This window comes from Plantactinospora soyae (genome assembly GCF_014874095.1).
GTDB classification, from domain to species: domain Bacteria; phylum Actinomycetota; class Actinomycetes; order Mycobacteriales; family Micromonosporaceae; genus Plantactinospora; species Plantactinospora soyae.
Genome location: NZ_JADBEB010000001.1, coordinates 9,414,057 through 9,431,751 on the forward strand (window position 1 = coordinate 9,414,057; position 17,695 = coordinate 9,431,751).

The 17,695-nt window shown below is 71.4% G+C and carries 15 protein-coding genes and 1 pseudogene; 9 read left to right on the plus strand and 7 right to left on the minus strand.

The window, feature by feature from the left end:
* Nucleotides 1-153 precede the first annotated feature (153 nt).
* A pseudogene (locus H4W31_RS44980) lies at nt 154-487 on the minus strand (MFS transporter); the annotation flags it as partial.
* Nucleotides 488-761: 274 nt separating this feature from the next.
* Between H4W31_RS44980 and H4W31_RS41040 the strand changes: the two are divergent.
* Nucleotides 762-2,414 (plus strand): alkaline phosphatase D family protein, encoded by a 1,653-nt coding sequence (locus H4W31_RS41040; protein WP_192771509.1) that lies wholly within the window; start codon nt 762-764, stop codon nt 2,412-2,414.
* A 77-nt stretch (nt 2,415-2,491) separates the two neighbouring features.
* Here H4W31_RS41040 and H4W31_RS41045 read toward each other — a convergent pair whose 3' ends face one another.
* Complete coding sequence (locus H4W31_RS41045) at nt 2,492-2,896, minus strand: YjbQ family protein (protein ID WP_192771510.1); 405 nt, start codon at nt 2,894-2,896, stop codon at nt 2,492-2,494.
* 249 nt (nt 2,897-3,145) lie between these two features.
* On the opposite strand from H4W31_RS41045, the gene aceE reads away from it, so the two are divergent.
* Nucleotides 3,146-5,902 carry a pyruvate dehydrogenase (acetyl-transferring), homodimeric type gene (aceE, locus tag H4W31_RS41050; RefSeq protein WP_192771511.1) on the plus strand — a complete coding sequence of 919 codons (2,757 nt, stop codon included), beginning with the start codon at nt 3,146-3,148 and terminating at the stop codon, nt 5,900-5,902.
* 61 nt (nt 5,903-5,963) lie between these two features.
* On the opposite strand, the gene H4W31_RS41055 is transcribed toward aceE, so the two are convergent.
* A complete protein-coding gene (locus H4W31_RS41055; RefSeq protein ID WP_192771512.1) occupies nt 5,964-6,401 on the minus strand; it encodes an SRPBCC family protein in 438 nt (145 codons plus the stop codon).
* A 172-nt stretch (nt 6,402-6,573) separates the two neighbouring features.
* Between H4W31_RS41055 and gltX the strand changes: the two genes are divergently transcribed.
* On the plus strand, nt 6,574-7,986 hold the full coding sequence (gltX, locus tag H4W31_RS41060; protein WP_192771513.1) for a glutamate--tRNA ligase: 1,413 nt from the start codon (nt 6,574-6,576) through the stop codon (nt 7,984-7,986).
* A gap of 63 nt (nt 7,987-8,049) precedes the next feature.
* On the opposite strand, the gene H4W31_RS41065 is transcribed toward gltX, so the two are convergent.
* Nucleotides 8,050-8,685, minus strand: a complete 636-nt coding sequence (locus H4W31_RS41065) for a copper resistance CopC family protein (protein WP_225945935.1) — start codon at nt 8,683-8,685, stop codon at nt 8,050-8,052.
* A gap of 222 nt (nt 8,686-8,907) precedes the next feature.
* Between H4W31_RS41065 and H4W31_RS41070 the strand changes: the two genes are divergently transcribed.
* Complete coding sequence (locus H4W31_RS41070; RefSeq protein ID WP_225945936.1) at nt 8,908-9,561, plus strand: hypothetical protein; 654 nt, start codon at nt 8,908-8,910, stop codon at nt 9,559-9,561.
* Nucleotides 9,562-9,612: 51 nt separating this feature from the next.
* Here H4W31_RS41070 and H4W31_RS41075 read toward each other — a convergent pair whose 3' ends face one another.
* Nucleotides 9,613-10,230 (minus strand): hypothetical protein, encoded by a 618-nt coding sequence (locus H4W31_RS41075; RefSeq protein WP_192772836.1) that lies wholly within the window; start codon nt 10,228-10,230, stop codon nt 9,613-9,615.
* Between the two features lie 198 nt (nt 10,231-10,428).
* On the minus strand, nt 10,429-10,965 hold the full coding sequence (locus tag H4W31_RS41080; protein WP_192771514.1) for a hypothetical protein: 537 nt from the start codon (nt 10,963-10,965) through the stop codon (nt 10,429-10,431).
* A 196-nt stretch (nt 10,966-11,161) separates the two neighbouring features.
* On the opposite strand from H4W31_RS41080, the gene H4W31_RS44635 reads away from it, so the two are divergent.
* Nucleotides 11,162-12,604 carry a sensor histidine kinase gene (locus H4W31_RS44635; protein ID WP_192771515.1) on the plus strand — a complete coding sequence of 481 codons (1,443 nt, stop codon included), beginning with the start codon at nt 11,162-11,164 and terminating at the stop codon, nt 12,602-12,604.
* Nucleotides 12,601-13,326 carry a response regulator gene (locus H4W31_RS41090; protein ID WP_192771516.1) on the plus strand — a complete coding sequence of 242 codons (726 nt, stop codon included), beginning with the start codon at nt 12,601-12,603 and terminating at the stop codon, nt 13,324-13,326. Before H4W31_RS44635 ends, H4W31_RS41090 begins: the two co-directional genes overlap by 4 nt.
* Nucleotides 13,327-13,364: 38 nt before the next feature.
* Here H4W31_RS41090 and H4W31_RS41095 read toward each other — a convergent pair whose 3' ends face one another.
* Nucleotides 13,365-14,030, minus strand: coding sequence for a phosphatase PAP2 family protein (locus tag H4W31_RS41095; protein ID WP_192771517.1), 666 nt, complete (start codon nt 14,028-14,030; stop codon nt 13,365-13,367).
* Between the two features lie 60 nt (nt 14,031-14,090).
* Between H4W31_RS41095 and H4W31_RS41100 the strand changes: the two genes are divergently transcribed.
* The 3 genes from H4W31_RS41100 (at nt 14,091) to H4W31_RS41110 (ending at nt 17,612) form a co-directional block, all read left to right on the plus strand.
* The gene (locus H4W31_RS41100) at nt 14,091-15,320 is read left to right on the plus strand and encodes a PucR family transcriptional regulator (RefSeq protein ID WP_192771518.1); all 1,230 of its coding nucleotides are present in this window, start codon (nt 14,091-14,093) and stop codon (nt 15,318-15,320) included.
* 134 nt (nt 15,321-15,454) lie between these two features.
* A complete protein-coding gene (locus H4W31_RS41105; RefSeq protein ID WP_192771519.1) occupies nt 15,455-16,630 on the plus strand; it encodes an acyltransferase domain-containing protein in 1,176 nt (391 codons plus the stop codon).
* Between the two features lie 52 nt (nt 16,631-16,682).
* Nucleotides 16,683-17,612 carry a beta-ketoacyl-ACP synthase III gene (locus H4W31_RS41110; RefSeq protein ID WP_192772796.1) on the plus strand — a complete coding sequence of 310 codons (930 nt, stop codon included), beginning with the start codon at nt 16,683-16,685 and terminating at the stop codon, nt 17,610-17,612.
* Nucleotides 17,613-17,695: the final 83 nt, after the last annotated feature.

Consider the following 17,695-nt stretch of genomic DNA (forward strand, 5'->3'; position numbering starts at 1 on the left):
GCGCGCCGTCCTCGTCGTCGCCGTCGGAGTCCCCGCCCCGGCGCTCGACGCCGTTGCCCTCCACGCCACGCATCGCCTCGGCCACCCGTTCGGCGACCCCCACCCGGCGGGGCGCGGCCTCGTCGGTGTCGGCGCGCCCCGGGTCCGCCTGCCCGACCCGGGCGCAGTAGAACGCCCCGGACCGGTAGTGCAGCAGGGCCGGATCGGTAGGCCGGACGGCGAGCGCCACCGCCGCGTTCCCCTCGTGTCCGGAGGAGCCGATGGTGTAGAACCCCTCACCGAAGCTGCGTAACCAGCGGGCCGCGAGGTCCAGGTGTCGGCTGGCGAGTTGGGCGTCGTACAGTTCCAGGGCCCGTCCGCCGTCGAGCGTGCCGCCGTCCCGGACCGGCTCCTCGGCCGACCGCCCGGACGTCGACGCCGGGACGGCACCGACCGCCTCCCGGAACCGTTCGTCGAGATCTTGAGGGGTGGTCACGTCGGACAGCATTACCGACGCCGGCCACCCCTGACCACTCAGACACGTCGCAACGGGACAGTGTGTCGCAACCGTCAGTTCTTACCCGGCTCCGCCGCGTCGCCACAGCCGACCGATCTGCTGCCCCGAACGGCTTCGCCGACCAGGCACACCCGACCGAATCCGGCAATGCCGCTCCCTTGCCTTCACTCGATGTTCGACGGGTAGTTATCGGGACGATCAACCCAGGGAACCGGTGATCGCCAGGCTGCTCCCAGTCTGTCCACGCAGATCCTGGGAGATCCCGATGGCCCTGTCCCGCCGTACCCTCCTGCTCACCAGCGCCGCGGTCGGTGCCGCCGGCGCGGTCACCGTGCTGCCCTCGGCCGCCGTAGCCGGCCGGCCGCTCCGCACCGATCCCTTCACCCTCGGCGTGGCCTCCGGCGACCCGGACCACGACGGTTTCGTGCTCTGGACCCGGCTGGCCCCGACCCCGCTCGCCGAGGACGGCCTGGGCGGGATGCCGAACCGGACCGTGCCGGTGCGCTGGGAGCTCGCCGCCGACGAGCGGTTCCGGCACGTCGTACGGCGCGGTAGCGCGGTGGCCCGCCCGGAGTCGGGGCACAGCGTGCACGTCGAACTGGACGGCCTACAGCCGGGACGCGAGTACTTCTACCGGTTCCATGCCGAGCGGCACACCTCGCCGGTCGGCCGGACCCGCACCGCGCCGGCACCGTGGGCGTCCGGTGGCAAGCTCGTGATGGCCTTCGCCTCCTGCTCGCAGTTCGAGCACGGCTACTTCACCGCGTACCGGCGCCTCGCCGAGGAGGACCCGGACCTGGTCCTGCACCTGGGCGACTACCAGTACGAGTACACCAAGGACTCGTACAACATCCCGGGCGGCAACCCGCGCGACCACGAGGGCCCGGAGACCGTCACCCTGGCGAACTACCGGCAGCGGCACGCGCAGTACAAGTCCGACCCGGACCTCCAGGCGGCGCACCAGGTCGCCCCCTGGGTGGTGGTCTTCGACGACCACGAGGTCGACAACAACTGGGCCGACGAGGTGTACGAGCGGCCGGACATCCCGCAGCCGGACTTCCTGGCCCGGCGGGCGGCGGCGTTCCAGGCGTACTACGAGAACATGCCGCTGCGCCGTACCTCGATCCCGCGCGGCATCGACCTCCAGCTCTACCGCCGGATCCGGTGGGGGCGGCTGGCCAACTTCCACATGCTGGACACCCGGCAGTACCGGGACGACCAGGCCTGCGGCGACGGCACCCGGGACTGCCCGGCCGCGCTCGACCCGGCCCGCTCCATCACCGGCGCCGAGCAGGAGCGCTGGCTGATCGACGGCTTCCGCCGCTCGGAGGCCCGCTGGGACGTCCTCGGCCAGCAGGTCTTCTTCGGCCAGCGGGACACCGACGCCGGCCCGGCCAAGTTCACCTCGATGGACAGTTGGGACGGGTACGTCGGCTCCCGGGACCGGATCACCCGGGGCTGGGTCGAGGCCAGGGTCCGGAACCCGATCGTGCTGACCGGGGACGTGCACGCGCACTGGGCCACCGACCTCAAGCTCGACTACGACGACCCGACCTCGCGTACGGTCGGCAGCGAGCTGGTCTGCTCCTCGATCACCTCGGGCGGCGACGGCGCCGACTCGGTGACCGGCAGTCACCCGTACTTCCCGCACAACCCGCACCTGAAGTTCCACAACAACCAGCGCGGCTACGTGCTGACGAGGTTCACCGAGCGGGCGTTCAGCGCGGACTTCAAGGTGCTGCCGCAGGTCACCACGCCGGGCGCCCCGGTGCACACCCGGGCGTCGTTCGTGGTCGAGGACCGGGTGCCGGGGCTACGGCAGACGTACGACCGACCGGTCGACCCGGCCACCGCCGCCGCCCGGTCCGCCGTGGACCCGGCCGCCGAGACCCGGGCCCAGGAAACCCTCCGCCCCTAGTTCGGTGCAAGGAAGGGCCCCTTCCTATCGCTTTTTGTAGAAGAAGGGGCCCTTCCTAACACCCTGGGCCCCCGTGATCAGCCCGGCAGGAACGAGAACCGGACCTGCCGGGTGGTGTTGTCGCCGTTGGTGTCGACCAGGCAGATCGACTGCCAGGTGCCGAGTGCGAGCCGGCCGCCCAGTACGGGCAGCGTCGCGTACGGCGGCACGAAGGCCGGCAGTACGTGGTCGCGCCCGTGCCCCGGTGATCCGTGCCGGTGCCGCCAGCGCTCGTCGGTGGGCAGCACATCGTCCAGCGCGGTCAGCAGGTCGTCGTCGGAGCCCGCCCCGGTCTCGATGATCGCCAGCCCGGCCGTGGCGTGCGGCACGAAGACGTGCAGCAGCCCGTCACCCCTGCCGGCGAGAAACTGCTCGGCCTCTCGGGTGATGTCCCGGACCACGGGTCGGGATCCGGTCCGGATCGTGATCACCTCGCTCTGCATGAGCCTCAGTCTGCCGGAACGGGCGACTCCGGCGCAGCCGGGCGGCACGGCGGACGGGCGCTGACGCAACGCGCCTCAAAATGATCTTCGACCGGAAGATCTGCGGCGAAGACCGCCATGTTGCCGGAAAGTTACCCCCTGGTACCTGTGTCGAGCATCGCGTCTGCGCGGTCTAGACGTGACGGAGCTAGGCATGAGGAGGCAGGATGGCGCTAGAGACCTATCCCACACACAACCTAGGGACAGCCTGTGGCCACGGAACGCAAGCGCCCGGTGATCAGTGACGGCCTGCCGAGCCAGCTTCCGGACATCGACCCCGAAGAAACCAGCGAGTGGGTCGAGTCACTTGACGGTGTCATCGACGACCGAGGTGCCAAACGCGCCCGGTACGTCATGCTGCGCCTGCTGGAGCGGGCCAGAGAGCGCCAGGTCGGGGTGCCGCCCCTGACCACCACCGACTACATCAACACGATCCCGCCGGAGCAGGAACCCTGGTTCCCCGGCGACGAGCACATAGAGCGACGGATCCGGGCGTACATCCGATGGAACGCCGCCATGCTCGTGCACCGCGCCCAGCGGCCGGAGATCGGCGTCGGCGGACACATCTCCACCTACGCCAGCTCGGCCTCGCTCTACGAGGTCGGCTTCAACCACTTCTTCCGGGGCAAGAACCATCCGGGCGGTGGCGACCAGATCTTCTACCAGGGCCACGGCTCGCCGGGGATGTACGCCCGGGCGTACATGGAGGGCCGGCTCTCCGAGGACCAGCTCGACGGCTTCCGGCAGGAGCTCTCGCACCCGGGCGGCGGCCTGCCGTCGTACCCGCACCCGCGGCTGATGCCGGACTTCTGGGAGTTCCCCACCGTCTCGATGGGGCTCGGTGGGATCAACGCGATCTACCAGGCCCGGTTCAACCGCTACCTGCACCACCGGGGCATCAAGGACACCTCCGACCAGCACGTATGGGCCTTCCTCGGCGACGGCGAGATGGACGAGGTGGAGTCGCTCGGTGCGATCGGGGTGGCGGCCCGCGAGGAGCTGGACAACCTCACCTTCGTGATCAACTGCAACCTCCAGCGGCTGGACGGCCCGGTCCGGGGCAACGGCAAGGTGATGCAGGAGCTGGAGGCGTTCTTCCGGGGCGCCGGCTGGAACGTGATCAAGGTGGTCTGGGGCCGGGAGTGGGACCCGCTGCTCGCGGCGGACACCGACGGCGCGCTGGTCAACCTGATGAACACCACGGCGGACGGCGACTACCAGACCTACAAGGCGGAGTCCGGGGCGTACGTCCGGGAGCACTTCTTCGGCCGTGACCCGCGGACCCGCAAGATGGTCGAGCACCTCTCCGACGACGAGATCTGGAACCTGAAGCGGGGCGGGCACGACTACCGGAAGCTCTACGCCGCGTACAAGGCGGCCACCGAGCACACCGGCCAGCCCACCGTGATCCTGGCCAAGACGATCAAGGGTTGGACGCTCGGTTCGAGCTTCGAGGGCCGCAACGCGACCCACCAGATGAAGAAGCTGACCCTGGACGACCTGAAGACCTTCCGGGACCGCCTCTACCTGGACATCCCCGACAAGCAGCTGGAGACGAACCCCTACCTCCCGCCGTACTACCACCCGGGCGAGAAGTCCGAGGAGATGGAGTACCTGCAGGAGCGGCGGCAGCAGCTCGGCGGCTACCTGCCCTCGCGGCGGACCGCCTGGACGCCGCTGCCGGTTCCCGGCTCGGAACGGTTCGCCGACGTCAAGCGGGGCTCCGGCAAGCAGAAGATCGCCACCACGATGGCGTTCGTCCGGCTGCTCAAGGACGTGATGAAGGACCGGGAGTTCGGCAAGCGGTTCGTGCCGATCATTCCGGACGAGGCCCGGACCTTCGGGATGGACTCGCTCTTCCCGACCCAGAAGATCTACTCTCCGCACGGCCAGAAGTACACCTCGGTCGACCGGGAGCTGTTCCTGTCGTACAAGGAGTCGACCAGCGGGCAGATCCTGCACGAGGGGATCAACGAGGCCGGCTCGGTCGCGTCGTTCACCGCCGCCGGCTCGGCGTACGCCACCCACGGCGAGCCGATGATCCCGCTGTACATCTTCTATTCGATGTTCGGCTTCCAGCGCACCGGTGACGCGTTCTGGGCCGCCGCCGACCAGATGGCCCGGGGCTTCGTGCTCGGCGCCACCGCCGGCCGGACCACGCTCAACGGTGAGGGGCTGCAGCACGAGGACGGTCACTCGCACCTGATCGCCGCGACCAACCCGGCCGTGGTGGCGTACGACCCGGCGTTCGCGTTCGAGATGGCGCACATCTTCGAGCACGGCCTGCACCGGATGTACGGCGAGAAGCCGGAGAACGTCTTCTACTACCTGACCGTCTACAACGAGCCGATCCTGCAGCCGGTGGAGCCGGCCGAGGTCGACGTGGACGGGCTGCTCCGGGGGATCTACCGGTACTCGCCGGCCTCCTCGGTCCCGGGTCAGGACGGCGGCGACGGCCCGCGGGCCAACATCCTGGCCTCCGGCACCGGTATGCAGTGGGCGTTGAAGGCGCAGAACCTGCTGGCCCAGGACTGGGGGGTGGCGGCCGACGTCTGGTCGGTGACCTCCTGGACCGAGCTGCGCCGGGACGCGGTGGAGTGCGAGCAGCACAACCTCCTGCACCCCGGCGACGAGCAGCGGGTGCCGTACATCCAGCGCAAGCTGGCCGACGCGCAGGGGCCGGTGGTGGCGGTCAGCGACTGGATGCGGGCGGTACCCGACCTGATCTCCCGCTGGATCCCGGGCGACTACACCTCGCTGGGCACCGACGGCTTCGGTCTCTCGGACACCCGGCACGCGCTGCGCCGGCACTTCCACGTGGACGCGGAGTCGGTGGCCGTGGCCACGCTGCGCCAGCTGGCGCTCCGTGGGGTGGTTCCGGCCTCGGTACCGGTCGAGGCGGCGAAGAAGTACGCGATCGACGACATCGGGGCGGCTCCGGTGGGCGAGACCGGCGGGGACTCCTGAGCGGCGGTCGCTGAGCAAGGTCCGCGAGGGGCGGGTTGTCGCAGCCGCGACACCCCGCCCCTCAGCCGACCGTGGCCATCCCGGTGAGCCGGGCGAGTGAGCCTTCGAGGTCGGCACCGACCCGGCGCATCCCCCAGCGCAGCAGCGCCCCGCTGACCGGGCCGGCGGGCCACCGCACCATGATCAGACGAACCGAGGTGCCGTCCTCCTCCGGCGTGAGTTCGACGTACACCTCGGTGCGCGCCTCGGCGCGGGCGCCGGAGCCCTCGACCCGCTCGCGCCACGCGATCAACGTCGGCTCCTGGTAGGCGATCACCTCGGCGTCCAACGCCCGCCCGGCGGCGTGCACCCGTTGCCGTCGGCCGATCCCCTCGCCCGAGAGCACCTCCGCCTGTCGCACTCCGGCCAGCCAGCCCGGCAGGTCCTCGGCCCGCTGGACCAGGTCCCACACGGCCTCGATCGGCGCCGACACCCGTGCGCTGCGTTCTATGAGCATCATCCCTAGCCGCCTCCATTGCGGACAACCTGTGACCATTCGCAGCTTATTCACAATTACGGGCGAAATCGGACGATTGCGGGATGACACGCCGAAATGAACTACCACGGTGAAGTTCGACCGGGGGACGAAACCTGGTGGCGGCCGGCTCGGGAGGTCTGCGTAGGCTTGGGCCGTGACGGTACGCGTACGCTTCGCCCCCTCCCCGACCGGAATGTTCCACGTCGGCGGTGCCCGCTCGGCCCTGCAGAACTGGATCTACGCCAAGCAGCAGGGTGGCGTCTTCGTGCTCCGGGTCGAGGACACCGACGCGGCCCGGAACCGGCCGGAGTGGACCGAGGGGATCCTGTCCGCGCTGGACTGGATCGGGATCGAACGGGGCAGCTACGAGGGGCCGTACTTCCAGTCCGCGAACGCGAGCGAGCATCGGAACGCGGCGACCCGGCTGCAGAACGAGGGCCGGGCGTACTACTGCGACTGCACCCGGGAGTCGATCCAGGCGCGTACCGGCTCGCAGTACCAGGGCTACGACGGCTTCTGCCGCGACCGTGGTCTGGAAGCGGGCCCCGGCCGAGCGCTGCGCTTCCGTACACCGGACGAGGGCGAGACCGTGGTGGTCGACCTGATCCGCGGCGAGCCGACGTTCGAGAACAAGTTGATCGAGGACTTCGTGATCGCCCGGGGTGACGGCTCGGCCGTCTTCCTGCTGGCGAACGTGGTGGACGACCTCACCATGGGCATCACCCACGTCATCCGGGCCGAGGAGCACCTGCCGAACACGCCCAAGCAGCAGCTGCTGTGGGACGCGCTCGGGGTCAAGCCGCCGATCTGGGCACACGTACCGGTGGTGGTCAACGAGAAGCGGCAGAAGCTCTCCAAGCGGCGGGACAAGGTCGCCCTGGAGGCGTACCGCGACGAGGGCTACCTGGCCAGCGCCATGCGCAACTACCTGATGCTGCTCGGCTGGGCGCCCTCGGGCGACCGGGAGATCGTGCCGTGGTCGGTGATCGAGTCGGAGTTCCGGCTGGCCGAGGTGAACCCGTCGCCGGCGTTCTTCGACGAGAAGAAGCTGCGCGCGTTCAACGGCGAGTACATCCGGGCCCTGCCGGTCGAGGAGTTCGTCGATGCCTGCCAGCCGTGGCTGACCGGCACCGACACGATCGCCCCGCCGCCGTGGCGGCCGGAGGAGTTCGACGCAGCCGCGTTCGCCGCCGTGGCACCGCTCGCGCAGACCCGGGTCGCGCTGCTCAGCGAGATCGTCGCGAACGTCGACTTCCTCTTCCTCGAATCCCCGCTGATCGACGAGGCGGCCTGGGCGAAGAGCACCAAGGGCGACGCCGCCGAACTGCTCGACGACGCCGTCGCGGCGTTCGAGGCGCTGCCGACCTGGGAGACGGAGCCGCTCAAGGCGACGCTGGAGGAGGTCGGCACCCGCCGTGGGCTCAAGCTCGGCAAGACCCAGGCGCCGATCCGGGTGGCGGTCACCGGGCGCAGCGTCGGACTGCCGCTGTTCGAGTCGCTGGTCGTACTCGGTCGGGACCGGACCCTCACCCGGCTACGCGCGGCCCGGGTCCGGCTACAGCCCTGACCCGGCCGGGGCCCGTGCCCTGCGGCCGGAGCGTGCCGTCAGGCGCGGCACGGGGGCGCGCCGTTACTCCGCAGCGCGGGAGCGTGCCGTCAGGCGGCGGCGGAGCAGCAGTCCGCCGGCCAGCGCCGCGAGCAGCAGCGCCCCGCCGACGACCCATGGCCACCATGCCGAACCGTCCTGGTCGGCGGCCCGGCTCAGCGGCTGCGCCGCCGCCGGACTCGACGTTGCGGCCGCGGACGGACTCGGCCCGGCCGGGGGTACGTCGGTAGCCGTCGCCGCGGGTAACGGTGACGCGGTCGGGGCAACTCCCACGGTGAGCGTGAACCGGACCTCCCCCTTGATCGGGTGCCCGTCGCCCGAGGCGACCTGGTACTGGACGATGTAGAGCCCGGCGACGCCCGGCCGGAACGGAACGGTCACTCGGGAACCGGCATAGGAAGGTTTCCCCGCCGTTGCGGAAATGTTGTCGGGGCCCGTTACCGTGACCCGGGTGGTGGTCGGATCGAGCCGTGCGAGGAAGGTCAGCCGCACGTCGGCCGGCGCCTTCCCGAGCCGGACACCGTTGCGGGGATCGCTGCCGGTCAACGAGTTGTGCGCAGCCGCCGGAGCGGCCGGCAGGAGCACCCAGAGCACCCCTGTCACGACACTGAGCAGCAGTGTTCCCACACGGGTGACCCGGCGCCCCATGATCCCCCCCATCCCGCTACGATTCGGCGAACTGATCAATGGCTCGACACTTAGTCGACCCTGGATCGCAGATAGTTCCAATTACTGCTCGTGCGGGTGCAACCGAGCGACGTCCTGCGGAGTCTTTGTAGTTAGCACGGCAGGTCCATCTGCGACAGTGTCGTGCGCTTCACCGACCAACCAGCACGTGACCTGCATCATGGCCACCATCGAGACGGGGCGAGGAGGTCGGCGATGGCCGGAGAGGTGAGTCGTCGACTAGTCGGCGCGGTCACGCTGCTGGTAGCGGCGGGCAGTTGGTTGGCGATCGGCGGTGTGGCGTCCGCCAAGCCGGCGCCGAAACCCACATCGATAGTCATCACGAGCAAGAGCATGCCCGACCCGCTGACCCTGCGGGCCGACGGCAACGAGGACCTCTTCGAGGCGGTCCTCGACCAGGTGGACTGGCTGACCGGTGACGGACCCGCCACCGCACCGAAGGCCGCCGATCTGGGGATGAAATTCACGGTCGTGGTGCACGTCGGTGACGCCGCCAAGAAGTCCTACGATCTCTACCCGCTGGCCAAGGGCGGCCCGCGTGCCTTCCGACCGGCCAAACAGCCGGACCGGACCCAGCCCGGCGCGGGCTGGTTCTTCGGCCGACTGACCATGGGAGAGACACTGCTGGCGGCCGGTGCCCCGTTGCCCGAGCAGAACATCACCCTGCACGGCGGTGGTGTCGGCGGCGGCGAACGGGTGATCCCGGACGACGCGATCGGCACCGGCGAGGACGTCAACCGACTGCTCGGTGAACTGCGCCAGTTGATGCTGTTGAACGGCGCCGTACTGGTCTCGATCACGCTCGGGTTGGCCGGCATCGCACTGCTGGTACGGCGCCGTACCCGCTGAGCTGCTGGCGCAGCGCCGTACCCGCTGAGCTGCCGATCGCCCGGTGCCGGCTCAGCACCAGCGGCGCGGTGGACGGTCCCGCCGGACCGCTCGGCGAGAGGGCCGTACCGCGCCGTGGCGGTGCGCTCCGGCCCAGCCAGGCCGGTCGGTCTGGCAACCCGGCGTACGGCGGCAGTCCACGTCGTCCGCCTCGTCGTCCGGTGCCCCACCGGAGCCCTCCGCCGATCCGGTGGCCTCGCCGACCTCCTCGGGAATGCCGAGGCGACCCGGCTCGGCGGCGGCAGGGCGACCCGGCTCGCCCGGCCGGGGCCGGGGAATCAGTCGCGACCGCTCCCGACCTCGTTCCGGTTCGGCGCTGCCGGTACTCCGGTCGACCTCGTCCGAACCGGCCCCCCGGCCGGAACGGGCGGCCGGGTCCGCGGCCCGCGTCGCGTCGAGCTGATCGCCCGGCGCCACCCGTGGGTCCAGGTCGGCGCGCTCCGCCGGATCTCCGGACTCGACGCCGGGCCGGCCGGGAAGCCCCTCGACCGGTCCCGCCGGTAGTCCGGCACTCGCCCCGCACACCCAGCGGAGCCGGTTGGCGGGGCCGAGCGGAGGCAGCGAGTCATGATCACCAAGCAGCGGATTCGGCTCACCGTCGGCACAGCCGTGCTCAGCGTCATGCGCCACCCAAGCCTCCTCACACTCGCCGCCGGATGGGCGGTCGCCCCGGTGGGAAGTGGTGCCACGTCCGTGATCGGTGGTCAGGACGGAGCATCCGCGTCGTCGGGACCATGTCACCGTACTGGTCCGAGGTGACGGACTCGACGCCGCCGTGACGAGAACTGGTGCAATCCGCCCCGAACAAGGTCCAGATGTCCCGCGCGTTCAGTCCTCGGCCGGCTTCGGAAACACGGTGGCCCAGAGCGGGAACGCGACGAGCCAGATCACCATCGCGACGGTGAGCCGCGCGATCCAGCCGAACAGTTCCTGCGTACGGCTCAGGTCTCCGACCAGAAGAATGCCCAGGCCGAGCAGTCCGCTGGCGATGAACCAGCCCAGCAGTCCCTTCCCCCACTCCCGCCACTCGTAGCGCGTCCGGGCCGGGCCGCCCTTCGGTGGTTTGACCGGCGGCGGTCCTCCGGCGAAGCGGTGGGCGAACCGCTGGTCGGCCCAGCGGATCATGCTGGGCCCGAACGCGACGGAGAATCCGAGGTAGGCGGCGGCCAGGCCGTGGACGAACTCGGCCGTCGCGCCCCGGCGCAGATCCAGCACGGTCGCGACCAGGATGACGAGGTCGATCAACGGCGTGGCGAACAGCAGCAGGGCTCCCAGCCGGGGCAGCCGGAGCAGGTACCGGGCGATCAACCCGGCGCCGAGCAACACCCAGAAGCCGATCTCGCCCCCGACGATCACCGCCACCACCGTCGGTACCTCCCCTGTTTGCGCTGCCGACCGTCGTGCCAAGTCTGTCCGGGCACCTCGGCCGTAACGTCGCCACCGCTGCCGAGATGCGGGTCCGCCGAAAGAGGTACGGCTACATCCTTCGACGGACCCGCGCCGCCCGGCCTCGTCGGCAGGACTGACGGCAACGGTCGGAGGATGTGATGGGATCAGTAACGTGACAGCCCGCCTGAGCCTGGACCGAGGGACACTGTCCCGCGACATCGCGCTGGGGTTCGCCTCGCTCGCGGGCGGTCTGGTGATGCTGGCTCTCGGCATCTACCAGCCAATCAACCCCGGCCTCCTGGACGCCTCACCACTGGTCACCCTCGGTACGCTCCTCGCCACCTGTACGGCCGTCGCGCTGCGCCGGGTGGCCACCCGGGCCGGTCTGGCACTCGGTACGGTCGCGTTCGCCGTCGACCTGGCCTGCGGCTCGTCGCTGCCCACCACCCTGGTCTACACCCAGGTGCTCTTCGACTCCTGCGTCTACGGGCCGCCGAGGCTGTGGCGCCGGCTGTTGTGGATCAACCTGACCGTCACCGGACTCGCCGCGCTGACCGGCGTGCTTCTCATGCGTCCGGCCTGGCAGGGCATCGGGCTGGCTGTTCCGGTGGTGCTGATCGGCGTACTGCCGGTGGTCGGTGGCATCAGCGTCCGGCAGTACCGCGACCAGGCCGCCGCCGAACGGGCCAGGGCCGAGCAGACCGCCCGGCTGGCCGAACTCGACCGGCGGCAGGCGGTGGCGGCGGAGCGGAGCCGGATGGCCCGGGAACTGCACGACGTCATCGCCAACCATCTGAGTGCGGTCGCCATCCACGCCACGGCGGCGCTGTCGGTGTCGGGGCTCGACCGCGCCCAGCGGGACCAGGCCCTGCGGGTGATCCGCGAGAACAGCGTGCAGGGGCTCGTCGAGATGCGACAGATGATCGGCCTGCTCCGCGAACCGGCCGAGACCGAGCCGATCTCGCTCGGTGCGTTGGATGATCCGATCCGGGCCCGGCTGACCGAGGTCGACCGACTCGTCGACCAGGCGCGCAGCGCCGGCCTGCCGGTGCGGTTCGAGACGATCGGTCCGGCCCGGCCGTTGCCGGTAGGTGTGGATCTGGCCGCGTACCGGATCGTCCAGGAGGCGCTGACCAACGCGCTCAAGCACGGCTCCGGACCGGCCACCCTCACGATCCACTACCAGGAGCGGGGTGTCGTCCTCACGATCGAGAATCCGGTCGTCGAGCCGACCGGCTCCGGCGGCTCGTCGTCGTACCGGGTCGCGGCGGGGGCCGGGCTGCCCGGCGCGGGGGCCGGGCTGATCGGAATGCGGGAGCGCGCCACCCTGCTGCACGGTCGGTTCGACGCCGGACCGCACGGGCCGGGTTGGCGGGTGCACGCCGAACTTCCGCACGCCGAGCCCGCACCCCAAGCCGAGCCCGCACCCCAGGCCGAGCCCGCACCCCAGGCCGAGCCCGCACCCCAGGCCGAGCCCGCACCCCAAGCCGAGCCCGCGACGGCCGGGTCCGCGACGGCCGGTGGGCAGGCCGGTGTCGGTGGCGGAGACACCCCGGCCGCTTCCGGACCCGCCATTCGGACCGGTGTCGTGGCCGCATCGCGACCGCTGTCATGATCGGGACCGATCGAAGTGGTGCCGGGACCAGCGGGGCGGCCGACCACGACCGGGCGGCCGGGGCCGTACCCCCGATCCGGGTGGTGATCGCCGACGACCAGGACGCGGTCCGGGCCGGCCTGGTGCTGATCCTCGCCGCCGCGCCGGGCCTGGAGGTGGTCGGCCAGGCCGCCGACGGGGAGGAGGCGGTGGCGCTGTGCCGGGAACTCCGGCCGGACGTGGCCGTGCTCGACGTGCGGATGCCCCGACTCGACGGTGTCTCCGCGACCCGTGAGATCGTCGCCGAGCGGCTGGCCGACGTCCTGGTGCTGACCACTTTCGACCTCGACGAGTACGTCTTCGGCGCGCTCCGGGCCGGCGCGTCCGGATTCCTGCTCAAGGACACCGACGCCGAGGGGCTGCTCGACGCGGTACGCACGGTGGCCCGGGGCGAGGGGATCATCGCCGCCGCAGTCACCCGGCGACTGATCAGTGCCTTCGCCGCCACCTCGCCCGGCGCCCCGGCGGTCCACCGGGCTGCCGTGGACGAACTCACGCCACGGGAGCGCGACGTGCTCGCCTGCCTCGGCCGGGGACTGTCCAACCAACAGATCGCCGACCGGTTGTCGATGGCCGAGAGTACCACCAAGACCCACGTCAGCCGGATCCTCGGCAAGCTCGGCCTGCGCAGCCGGGTGCAGGCGGCGATCCTCGCGCAGGAACTGGGGCTGCCGAACCCCTGAGCCGGCCGGCCACGTCCCGGACGGCACCCGCAGGTCGGCTACCGGACGACCCGGTCGGTCCGGTCCCCGGACATCCGCTCGGCACCGCCACCCCAGCGGGTCGCGGCCCGGGCCGCCAGCGGTACGACGACGAGAGCCAGCAACCAGCCGCCCAGTACGTCGGCCGGCCAGTGCGCCAGCAGCGCCAACCGGGTCAGCCCGACGAAGACCGCGAACGCCACGGCCAGGGTGACGGTGACCACCCGGCCGAGGATCGCCAGGTGCGGCCAGAGCAGGAGTACGGCCGCCAGCGCCGCCGCCGCCGCGTTGCTGGTGTGCCCGCTCGGGAAGCCGTTGCTCTCCACCACGACGAAGCCGTCCACCGGTCGGGGATGGTGCACGAGCCAGTGCATCAGTCCCCAGAGCACCGGCACCGAGACGGTCACCAGGGCACACAGCATCGCGGGCCGGCGCTGGGAGAGGGTCGCGAGGGCGATGCTGATCACCAGGCCGGCGACCACGAACGGCACGGTGGCGGCCACGTCGGTGGCCACCCGCAGCACGTCGACGAGGGTGGGGCTGGCGTCGCCGTACCCCCGGAAGCCGTCGCTGAGCGCGTCGTCGAACTCCTCCAGCGGAGCCCAGCCACCGGCGGTCAACGCGAGCAGCACCAGGAACCCGGCGAGCGCGAGCAACGGGACGACCAGCGGTGGACGGGCGATCATCGGGAAATGATGCCACGGCCGGGTGGCAGTGCCCCGGGGTACGCGTGGCACGCTGGGCCGATGGGGACCGAGGCGGGCGACGGTGAACTGGCGGCCACGCTGCGCCGGATCGAACGGGCGGCGGGCACGCTGGCCACCGCCAGTGTGGGCCGGATGGACGAGACGCTGCCCTGGTTCCGCGAACTGCCGGCCGAGCAGCGCTCCTGGGTGATGCTGGTCGCCCAGGCCGGCGTCCGTTCGCTGGTGGAGTGGCTGCGGTCCCTGCCGAGCAGCACCGATCGGAACGCCGGTGGCCCGACGGACAGCCCGCAGGAGGTCTCCGACGAGGTTTTCGCCGCGGCGCCCCGCGCGCTGGCCCGGTCGATCAGCCTCCAGCAGACGGTGGCCCTGATCAAGGTGACCATCGACGTGGTGGAGCAGCAGGTCCCGCACCTGGCGGCACCGGGCGAGGAGCGGCTGCTGCACGAGGCCGTACTCAAGTTCTCCCGGGAGATCGCCTTCGCGGCGGCCCGGGTGTACGCGCGGGCGGCCGAGTCGCGCGGCTCCTGGGACGCCCGGTTGCAGGCGCTGCTGGTGGACGCGCTGCTCCGGGGCGACTCCCCGGACGTGCTGGCCAGCCGGGCCGCGGCCCTGGGGTGGTCGGACGCCCCGCCGGTCGCGGTGGCGGTCGGCCGCTCCCCCGGCGGCGAGGTCGCCGCCGTGCTGCACACCATCTACCGGGTCACCCGGCGGCTGGGTCTGGAGATGATCGGCGGGGTGCACGGCGATCGGCTGGTGGTGGTGCTGGGCGGCGTGGCCGACCCGCTGGCCGCCACCGAGAAGCTGCTCGCCGGCTTCGGCCCGGGGCCGGTGGTGGTGGGGCCGGCGGTGCCGAGCCTGGACTCGGCCACCGACTCGGCGCGGGCGGCCCTGGCCGGGTTCCGGGCGGCACCCGCGTGGCCGGCGGCGCCCCGCCCGGTGTCCGCCGCCGACCTGCTGCCGGAGCGGGCGCTGGCCGGCGACCCGGAGGCCCGGCGGAGCCTGCGCCAGGACGTCTACGCCGCTCTGGTCCGGGCGGGTGGGGAGCTGCTGGAGACGTTGGACGCGTTCTTCGCGGCCGGCGGGGTGCTGGAGAGCGCGGCCCGCACGCTGTTCGTCCACCCGAACACCGTCCGGTACCGGCTGCGCCGGGTCGCCGATGTGACCGGTTTCTCACCGCTGACGGCCCGGGATGCCTTCGCTTTGCGGATGGCGCTGACGATCGGACGCCTGGATCCGTCCGCACCGGTCGGACCAGGCACGGGACATTAGGCGACGTTTAGGACAGACGTCCCGTCAACTCCGTGATCTTGATTGATCTTTGTAGGAACCCCACAAAGCTGGTAGTGCGGATTGGTACATCACGGCAAGCACACAGCGGCCGATGATCCAGGAGAGTCGTAGGGGTGCTCGCCGTACTCTCACCCGGCCAGGGTTCACAGAAGCCCGGCTTCCTGACTCCGTGGCTCGACCTCCCCGGCGCCGAGGCGCGACTGCGCTGGTGGTCCGCGCTGGCGGGCATCGACCTCGTCCGACTCGGCACGGAAGGGGACGCCGACGAGATCAAGGACACCGCGCGGACCCAGCCGCTGCTGGTCGCCGCCGCCCTGCTCGCCGCCGAACACCTTCCGATGTACGACGTCACCGTCACCGCCGGACACAGCGTCGGTGAGCTGGCGGCGGCGGCGCTGGCCGGCGTACTGCCCCCGGAGACCGCGATCACCCTCGCCGGGGTACGCGGCCGGGAGATGGCCGCCGCCTGCGCGCTCGAACCGACCGGCATGTCCGCGATACTCGGCGGCGACCGGGACGAGGTGCTGGCCGCGATCGAAGCCCACGGACTGCACCCCGCCAACTTCAACGGCGCCGGCCAGATCGTCGTGGCCGGGGCGCTCGACCGGCTGGCGAAACTGGCCGCCGAGCCGCCCGCCGGCAGCCGGCTGATCAGCGTGAAGGTCGCCGGGGCGTTCCACACCCCGTACATGGCCCCCGCCGAGCAGGCGCTCGGCGCCGTGGCGGCCGGGATCGTTCCGACCGATCCGACCCGGATCCTGCTCTCCAACTTCGACGGCGCCGCCGTCAACCACGGCCGGGAGATGCTGCAACGCCTGGTCCGCCAGGTGACCGCGCCGGTCCGCTGGGACCTGTGCATCCGCAACCTGGCCGACCTCGGCGTCACCGCCGTGATCGAGCTTCCTCCGGCGGGCACCCTGGCCGGGCTGATCAAGCGCGAACTCAAGGGCAGCGGCGCCCTGCCGGAGATCGTCACCCTGAACACCCCGGACGACCTGGCCGCCGCCCGGGACCTGATCGCCCGGCACGGTGCCCCGGCCGGCCACGAGCCGACCATGCAGTTCCGGGTCGTGGTGGCCGCCAACGCCGGCACCTTCGCCCCGGCGGAGGAACTGACCGAGGGTGACATGATCAACTCCGGGCAGATCATCGGTCACGTCAACACCCGGCAGGGCGCCGTCGAGGTCGCCGCACACGGCTCCGGGGTACTCACCGAATGGCTCGCCCACCACGATGACCCGGTCGCCCCGGGCCAGCCCCTCGCCCGCATCGGAGGACAGCTCTCATGACCGGTCACCGAGAGATCACCGACCACCGCCCGGTGGTGGTCCGGTGAGCAGGATGATCGCCCTAGGGCACTACCAGCCCTCCCGGATCCTCACCAACGACGACCTCGCGCAACTGGTCGACACCAACGACACCTGGATCCGCGACCGGGTCGGCATCGCCACCCGGCGGATCGCCGACTCCGAGACGGTCGCCGACATGGCCGCCGCCGCCGCCGACAAGGCGCTGGCCAACTCGGGCCTCGCCGCCTCCGACATCGACCTCGTCGTGGTGGCCACCTGCTCGGCCATCGACCGCAGCCCGAACACCGCCTGCCGGGTCGCCGCCAAGCTGGGCATCGACGCCCCGGGGGCGTTCGACCTGAACACGGCGTGTTCCGGCTTCTCGTACGCGCTGGGCACCGTCGACCACGCGCTGCGGGCCGGCGCGGCCCGCAACGCCATCGTGATCGGCGCCGAGAAGCTCTCCGACTTCGTCGACTGGACCGACCGGTCGACCTGCATCCTGTTCGGTGACGGTGCCGGCGCGGCGGTGGTCAGCGCCACCGGCGAGGGCGAGCCGGACGGCATCGGACCGGTGGTCTGGGGCTCGGTTCCGGAGCGCAGCGACGCGGTACGCATCGAGGGCTGGCGCCCGTACATCAAGCAGGAGGGGCAGGCGGTCTTCCGCTGGGCCACCACCGCGCTGGCCCCGCTCGCCCTCCAGGCCTGTGAACGGGCCGGCGTCGACCCGTCGGAGATCGCGGCGTTCGTGCCGCACCAGGCCAACCTCCGGATCATCGAGGGGATCGCCAAGCGGCTCAACATGCCCCAGGCGGTCATCGCCAAGGACATCATCTCCTCGGGCAACACCTCGGCGGCGAGCGTGCCCCTGGCGCTGTCCAAGCTGGTCGAGCGCCGTGAGGTGCCGTCCGGCGCCCCCGTACTGCTGTTCGGCTTCGGTGGCGGCCTCACGTACGCCGGACAGGTCGTCCGGTGCCCGTGACGGCCCGGCGCCCGTACCCGGGTGCCGCACCGGCCGACCGTGACCTACCACCACCCAGGTAACCACCGGCCGGCTCCACGCCG